This window comes from Sporosarcina sp. NCCP-2331, assembly GCF_023707945.1.
Classification (GTDB): Bacteria; Bacillota; Bacilli; order Bacillales_A; family Planococcaceae; genus Sporosarcina; species Sporosarcina cascadiensis.
Window position 1 is genome coordinate 1 of sequence record NZ_BRCD01000054.1, and the last position, 6,414, is coordinate 6,414.

The window sequence follows — 6,414 nt, forward strand, 5'->3', positions numbered from 1 at the left end:
TTATTGGCTCTTTAATTTTTGCGCTGGGTATTAACTATTTTGCGATTCCCAATATGCTGTCCGAAGGCGGCGTCATCGGAATCACTATCATTACCTATTATTTATTCGAATGGTCGCCAGGGCTGGTAAGTTTCATTTTGAATCTAGTATTGATTGCAGTCGGATATAAATTCTTCAGCAGGAAAACAATCATTTATACACTCGTCACAATTGTGTTCATGTCCATTTTCCTCGAATTAACGAAGGCATGGGGCGAGCAGCTCGGCAGTGACACGCTGCTGGCGGCATTGTTTGCGGGTGTATTTGTCGGAACCGGGCTGGGGATTATTTTCCGTGTCGGCGGCACATCAGGCGGGGCCACGACCTTAGCCCGGCTAATGCAGCAGCTGCTTGGCTGGAGTGTCGGAAAATCGATGCTGGTGATCGATATTACGGTAATTGCGCTGTCCGTTTTCGTTATCGGGAAAGAGAAAGCGATGTATACGCTGGTGGCAGTTTATATCGGAGCAAAAATTATTGATAAGATCGTGGACGGCGCGGATGACCGGAAAGCAGTCATGATTATCTCAAAGCATCAGGAAAACATACGGCAGGAACTTCTCAATACGATGGGCCGGGGCGTGACGATTTTAGAAGGCCGGGGCGGCTATACGTTGGAAGCACAGCCCATTCTCTATATCATCATCAACCAGTCGGAAGTCGTGCAGCTGCGCCGGATTTTAGAACGTGTAGATGAAGATGCCTATGTCACGATCAATAATGTGCAGGAAATCTTTAAACGAGGATTTAAGGAGCGGCGTCCGAAATAAGTTACTTTTATATAGGTAAACCTATTTTATTCTGCAAACTCCGGGGACAGGTTTACTTGCATGTACAGTCGGATAAAATCCCGCAATATATACACTTATCCAACTATTCACCATCCTCCCGCAAGTCAAAAGTATTTTCCAATTTAATTAATTCATCAAAGTATTTAATTTGATATCCTTCTTCTATATACTGGACTAAGTTTAAAAAATTCTTTAATTTTTTAAAATAATAGTTCAGAATATTCATAGATGGAAGGTGTTTTTCATGCAAACGGAAAAAAGAGGTTTTTTCCAGAAGTTTTTGGATATGATCGAGAAAACCGGTAACCGTCTGCCTCATCCGGTGACATTGTTTGCGGTGCTTGCACTTTTAGTCATCGTCTTATCGGCTGTCGTTTCCTATTTCGGCATCAGTGCCGAGCATCCCGGTAAAGAAGGAGAAATGATCGAAGTACATAATCTGCTGAGCAGTGAAGGAATCCATTATATTATCACGAACATGACGGATAACTTCATCGGCTTCGCCCCGCTCGGCGTTGTGCTGATTACGATGCTTGGAATCGGGGTTGCAGAAGGTTCAGGCCTGATCAGTGCATTGCTGCGCGGCTTTGTCATGTCGGTTCCGAAGCGTCTGATTACACTTGGACTCGTATTTGCAGGGGTTATGTCCAGTGTTGCTTCTGATGCAGGATATGTTGTATTGCCGCCACTCGGTGCGGTTTTATTCGCCGCTCTCGGACGGCATCCGCTGGCAGGGCTCGCTGCGGCATTTGCAGGGGTTTCCGGCGGATTCAGTGCCAACTTGTTGCTGTCAGGCACAGATGCATTGCTCGGAGAATTGACGATCATGTCGGCCGCGATCATCAATCCGGAATATGCGGATGGCATGAATATTGCCATGAACTATTACTTCATCGCATTTTCTGTTGTCGTGCTGACACTCGTCGGAGCTTGGGTGACGGAAAAGATCGTCGAACCGCGTCTTGGCGAGTATAACGGTGAATACCGTGAAAAGGTTGAGAAACTGACTGCTCTTGAAAAGAAAGGCCTCATCTGGGCTGTTGTATCTGTGGTTGTTGCAGGTGTGCTTGTTGCGTTACTGGTTATTTTCCCTGGTGCGCCATTGCGCGGAGACGAGGGCGATATGCCGATTATTAAATCACCATTCATGAGCTCACTCGTGCCGATTATCGCATTTATGTTCTTTGTTCCAGGTTTAGTCTACGGTAAGGTAACGAAAGCGATCCGTGACGATAAAGATGTAGCGGCGATGATGTCCGCGACTATGGCGGCGATGGGGATGTTCATCGTTCTGTCGTTCACTGCGAGCCAGTTCGTAGCCTTTTTCTCTGAATCCAATATGGGATTGGTGCTCGGCGTGTACGGGGCGAATTTCCTTGACAGCATTAACTTAAAAGGAATTCCGCTGTTGCTGATGTTCATTCTGATTGCCGCATTCATCAACTTGTTCATCGGCAGTGCGTCTGCAAAGTGGGCGATGATGGCGCCGGTGTTTGTGCCGATCATGATGCAGCTCGGCTATTCTCCCGAATTAACGCAAATGGCGTATCGTGTGGCGGATTCTTCAACTAATATCATCTCTCCGCTGATGACCTATTTTGCGATCATCATCGCGTTTGCACAGAAATATGACAAGAAAATGGGCATCGGGACGCTTGTCTCGGTCATGTTCCCCTACTCCATGTTCTTCCTGGTATTCTGGAGTCTGACACTGATCATCTGGATGCTGCTGGGCATCGATTTAGGACCTGGTTCACCGATCTACTATATGAAGTAAGCAGTTAATAAAGCTGCCCTGCATGTCAGAAATGACTGTCCGGGGCAGCTTTTTTTGTTACACGCTGTCCATCCGCGCGAAAAACCTGATTTGCCGCACCAAAACGCTTCCGGAACGAACCAAAACTCCTTGGAACCGCACATTCATCAATTGCCGCCGCACCAAAAACAGCAGTACACGAACCAATCCAGTACTTCTCCGCACCTTTCATCCAAATTTTCGCTTATGTACAACAGTTGAGAATATATATACTCATGATATGATGGTAATTGATAATGATTTTCATTAACGTTATTAATTTGAATATGAAGGGAGCTTTTATTCGTGAATTATGAAGGAAAAAACGATGTAGAACGAGCCATCATGAGCAGAAGAACGATCAAGGCATTCAAGACGGATTCTGTAGATATTGAGGAACTCATTGAATTACTGAACGTCGCGAAGTGGGCTCCGAATCACAAGCTGACGGAGCCTTGGCGTTTTCAACTGTATGCAGGAGCAGGAAAAGAACAATTTGTGCAGGCCTACATAGAGTCCCAGCCGAAAACTGACGGCGAAGTGCCAGAAAAAGTACAGCGAAAAGCAGATTACTTCCGGAATATCCCGCTGCATCTCGTCGTCATCATGCCCGAAGATCCTCGGCAGCGCAGATGGGATGAGGATTACGGAGCTGTCTCCACGATGATTCAGAACTTCCAGCTCGCCGCCTGGGAACGCGGCATCGGGATGATTTGGCGTTCGAATGATTGGATTTATGATCCGGTTTTCAGGGAAGCCATCGGTGTCAAGCCGGGCGAGAAAGTCGTTGCCACGCTGATGATCGGTTATCCGAAACATATTCCGGAACCGCAGGAACGAACAGATATCCGTGAATTATTAACGATTATAGATCAGTAAGTCCGAGCATACCAAACGTTCGGCCGGGTCCCCGTTCAAATTTTTCTTCTTAATGGAGTATTTTTCACTTGATTTCTCATTAATTAGGACTACACTAGAAAAAGGTCTTTTTATGAGGAGCAACATTGAATGAAAACAATAGTTCAATCACTTTTTACTCGCTACTGGAATCCCTATGTCGTTCTGCTTATAGCAGGGATTTTAAGTGCTTTATATTTCGGGCTGACATCTACTGTTTGGGCAGTAACCGGTGAATTCACCCGGCTTGGCGGCGATATTCTGCTGCTGTTCGGAGTGGATATATCCGGCTGGCAATACTTCGACATGGTTCATTTGAAAGGCACGACATGGAATCGCCCGGATGGCTGGATTGTCTGGGGAATGTTCATCGGCGCGCTGATTATGGTGCTGTTCAGCAATAGTTTCAAGATTCGCCTGCCGAAGCAGAAACGCCGCTACGTACAGGGGCTTGTCGGCGGTATCATTGCGGGATTCGGTGCGCGTTTGGCGCTTGGCTGTAACTTGGCCGCTTTCTTCACAGGCGTTCCGCAATTCTCTTTCCATTCCTGGATTTTCATTGTCGCTACGGGAATCGGCACGTATTTCGGTGCCAAGCTGACCAAGACGCGCTGGTGGAAAGGCAAGCCTTCGATTACACGGGGCGCCGGGAAGCCATCGGCTGTTAAGAAACATGTCATCCAGCCGTATGTCGGCGGTGCGATTGCCATTGTGTACACCGGGCTTATCATCTACTTTTTTGCATCCGGGCAGAAATTGCTCGGGCTGGGTGCTTTATTCGGCCTCTTCTTTGGTATTCTGATTGAACGCGGCCAAATTTGCTTCACTTCTGCGTTCCGTGACCTGTTTCTTGTCGGACGCAGCGTCATGGCAAAAGCGATTATCGTCGGAATGGCTGTCAGTTCCATCTGCACCATCATCGTGATTTCGATTTATGACTTGACGCCGATTACCCAGATCGCCGCAATGAGCACATTTGTCGGCGGGGTTTTATTCGGAGTCGGTATTGTCATGGCGTCCGGGTGTGAGACAGGCATGATGTACAGATTGATGGAAGGGCAGGTATTGTTCCTGCCCGTCTTCATTGGCAATATTGCCGGGGCTACGTTCCTCGCATATGCATGGGATCACCTCGGCGTGTATAATGTATTGGTAAAAGGCGGAGCAAAAATCAATCTGCTGGATTCTATCGGACCGGTTGGAGCTATTACAGCCACCCTTGCGATGCTTGGCGTACTCTATGCTTTGACGGTTTATCGAGAAAAACGCTATCATCAGAAGTTAGCGATCAAGAGAGGAGCAAACGTCCATGCAAACTGAAAGAGAAGCTGATTTCACACTGGATCTGCGCGGCGAATCTTGTCCCTACCCTGTCATCTATACGCTGGAGACACTTGAGGAAATGAACAAAGGCGAACTTCTGCAAGTCATCACCGACTGTCCGGGATCTTTCCGCAATGTTCCGGAAGAAGCAAAGGCTCACGGATATACTTTTGCGCAGGAACCGGTTCAAAACGGGCAGGAATATTTGTTTTATATTTATGCGTGAAAATATGCTTGAAGCATAGATTACAGGAAAAAATGAGTAAAAACGCACAATCATGTGCGTTTTTATTTGTCTTATTTTATTGTTGAATGGAATATGCTTGGCTGGACCATCACGCCAATTAATGGAGGATCTTTATTAAAATAGCATATGTGATCATCTTAGTATGCACTTTTTAAGATGTGTAATTTTGTTATATTTGTGGTAAACTAAGCATATACTAAAAAAGACCGGGTGCTGCTAACACCCCGTCAGTGCAGCTGACATCCGCTTGAAGTGCGGTTGACCAGTGTAATTAAAGAGTGTCACAAATAGTAACTACCCTGCATACTTGGTCGTTTGCGGAGGGTGGTTACTTTTTTCTATTGATGAATAGAGCAATTATTGCAATAACGGCTGTTGCCATTGTTGCGAGGAACATTCCAAATTGGAATAACATGTTCATTGCGTCGTATGTCACCATATAAACACCCCCTTTCTCAAGGGAGTGCCAACCGTCCATCCGCTTTATGTAGCTGCTTATATTATTCTATCACGTTTATAAATTGATAGCAGCGAAATCAAATGGATTATTAATCTCTAAAAAAGCCTATTCCATTTTTTATAATCGCACCAGCTTAGCGGTACCGTTGATTTCCTCTCCAGACGGCACGCTTTTCAAGCGAGTAGCACAGGACTCGCTTTGCCTTAATTGAGCAAACTATTTGGAGCTATTACAATGGGGAAGGTTTTTCAGGCAATACTTATCATCCTGCAAAGGCTTAGATTCTTGTGATCGATGCGTTTGCAAGCTCGAATTCGGAACAAGACAAGCTAATTCATACTCTGCAAAAAAATCAGTACATTGTACTTTTTCAACACCAGCGCAGGCGCAACTGCGGGGTAGGCCGTGGCTGTGAGACTGCTGGCATGCTCTTCGCCAGTAGGCTCATAGCGTAAGGCAATCCCCCAGCGCCGAAGCGGATTTAAACTGCAAACTCACACTTCAATTAGAATCCCTACAAAGTCGAGAAACGTAACCCTCATATAGTAAATCCACACACTGCCAACATGCACGTGACAGGGTTGTCAAGCACACGTTTTGGTGAAGAGCTCAAAGATATATAAAATTAAATTTGAATGAGTCATCTAGGTAACTGAAGAGTTTCAACTTCTTCATTTATTCATTATCTACAAAGCAAATTATAAACAGCTTCACATGGAGCCGAAAAAAATGTGCCCCGATTTGTTGTCGGGACACACTAAATCATAACTTATTTTTCTTTTAGCACTTTATCTATAGCATCTTTAGGGCTTTCGAGATTTGGTATTAATCTTCAACTAAATGGCCTATTTATTGAAAAATC

General features: G+C 45.6%; 7 protein-coding genes. 5 read left to right on the forward strand and 2 right to left on the reverse strand.

What is annotated here, in order from left to right; translation table 11 throughout:
- Positions 1-2: 2 nt before the first annotated feature.
- Both NCCP2331_RS17860 and NCCP2331_RS17865 read left to right on the forward strand, forming a co-directional pair.
- The gene (locus NCCP2331_RS17860; protein WP_251672051.1) at positions 3-809 is read left to right on the forward strand and encodes a YitT family protein; all 807 of its coding nucleotides are present in this window, start codon (positions 3-5) and stop codon (positions 807-809) included.
- A gap of 265 nt (positions 810-1,074) precedes the next feature.
- Entirely contained in the window at positions 1,075-2,607 is a 1,533-nt protein-coding gene (locus NCCP2331_RS17865; RefSeq protein ID WP_251672052.1) for an AbgT family transporter, read from the forward strand.
- A 25-nt stretch (positions 2,608-2,632) separates the two neighbouring features.
- Here NCCP2331_RS17865 and NCCP2331_RS17870 read toward each other — a convergent pair whose 3' ends face one another.
- Complete coding sequence (locus tag NCCP2331_RS17870; RefSeq protein ID WP_251672053.1) at positions 2,633-2,818, reverse strand: hypothetical protein; 186 nt, start codon at positions 2,816-2,818, stop codon at positions 2,633-2,635.
- Positions 2,819-2,931: 113 nt separating this feature from the next.
- Between NCCP2331_RS17870 and NCCP2331_RS17875 the strand changes: the two genes are divergently transcribed.
- The 3 genes from NCCP2331_RS17875 to yedF all read left to right on the forward strand — a co-directional run bounded on the left by NCCP2331_RS17875 (position 2,932) and on the right by yedF (position 5,071).
- A complete protein-coding gene (locus NCCP2331_RS17875) occupies positions 2,932-3,504 on the forward strand; it encodes a nitroreductase family protein (protein ID WP_251672054.1) in 573 nt (190 codons plus the stop codon).
- A 129-nt stretch (positions 3,505-3,633) separates the two neighbouring features.
- A complete protein-coding gene (gene yedE, locus NCCP2331_RS17880; RefSeq protein ID WP_251672055.1) occupies positions 3,634-4,842 on the forward strand; it encodes a selenium metabolism membrane protein YedE/FdhT in 1,209 nt (402 codons plus the stop codon).
- Positions 4,832-5,071, forward strand: coding sequence for a sulfurtransferase-like selenium metabolism protein YedF (gene yedF / locus NCCP2331_RS17885; RefSeq protein ID WP_251672056.1), 240 nt, complete (start codon positions 4,832-4,834; stop codon positions 5,069-5,071). Before yedE ends, yedF begins: the two co-directional genes overlap by 11 nt.
- A gap of 349 nt (positions 5,072-5,420) precedes the next feature.
- Here yedF and NCCP2331_RS17890 read toward each other — a convergent pair whose 3' ends face one another.
- Entirely contained in the window at positions 5,421-5,531 is a 111-nt protein-coding gene (locus NCCP2331_RS17890) for a putative holin-like toxin (RefSeq protein WP_251672057.1), read from the reverse strand.
- Positions 5,532-6,414: the final 883 nt, after the last annotated feature.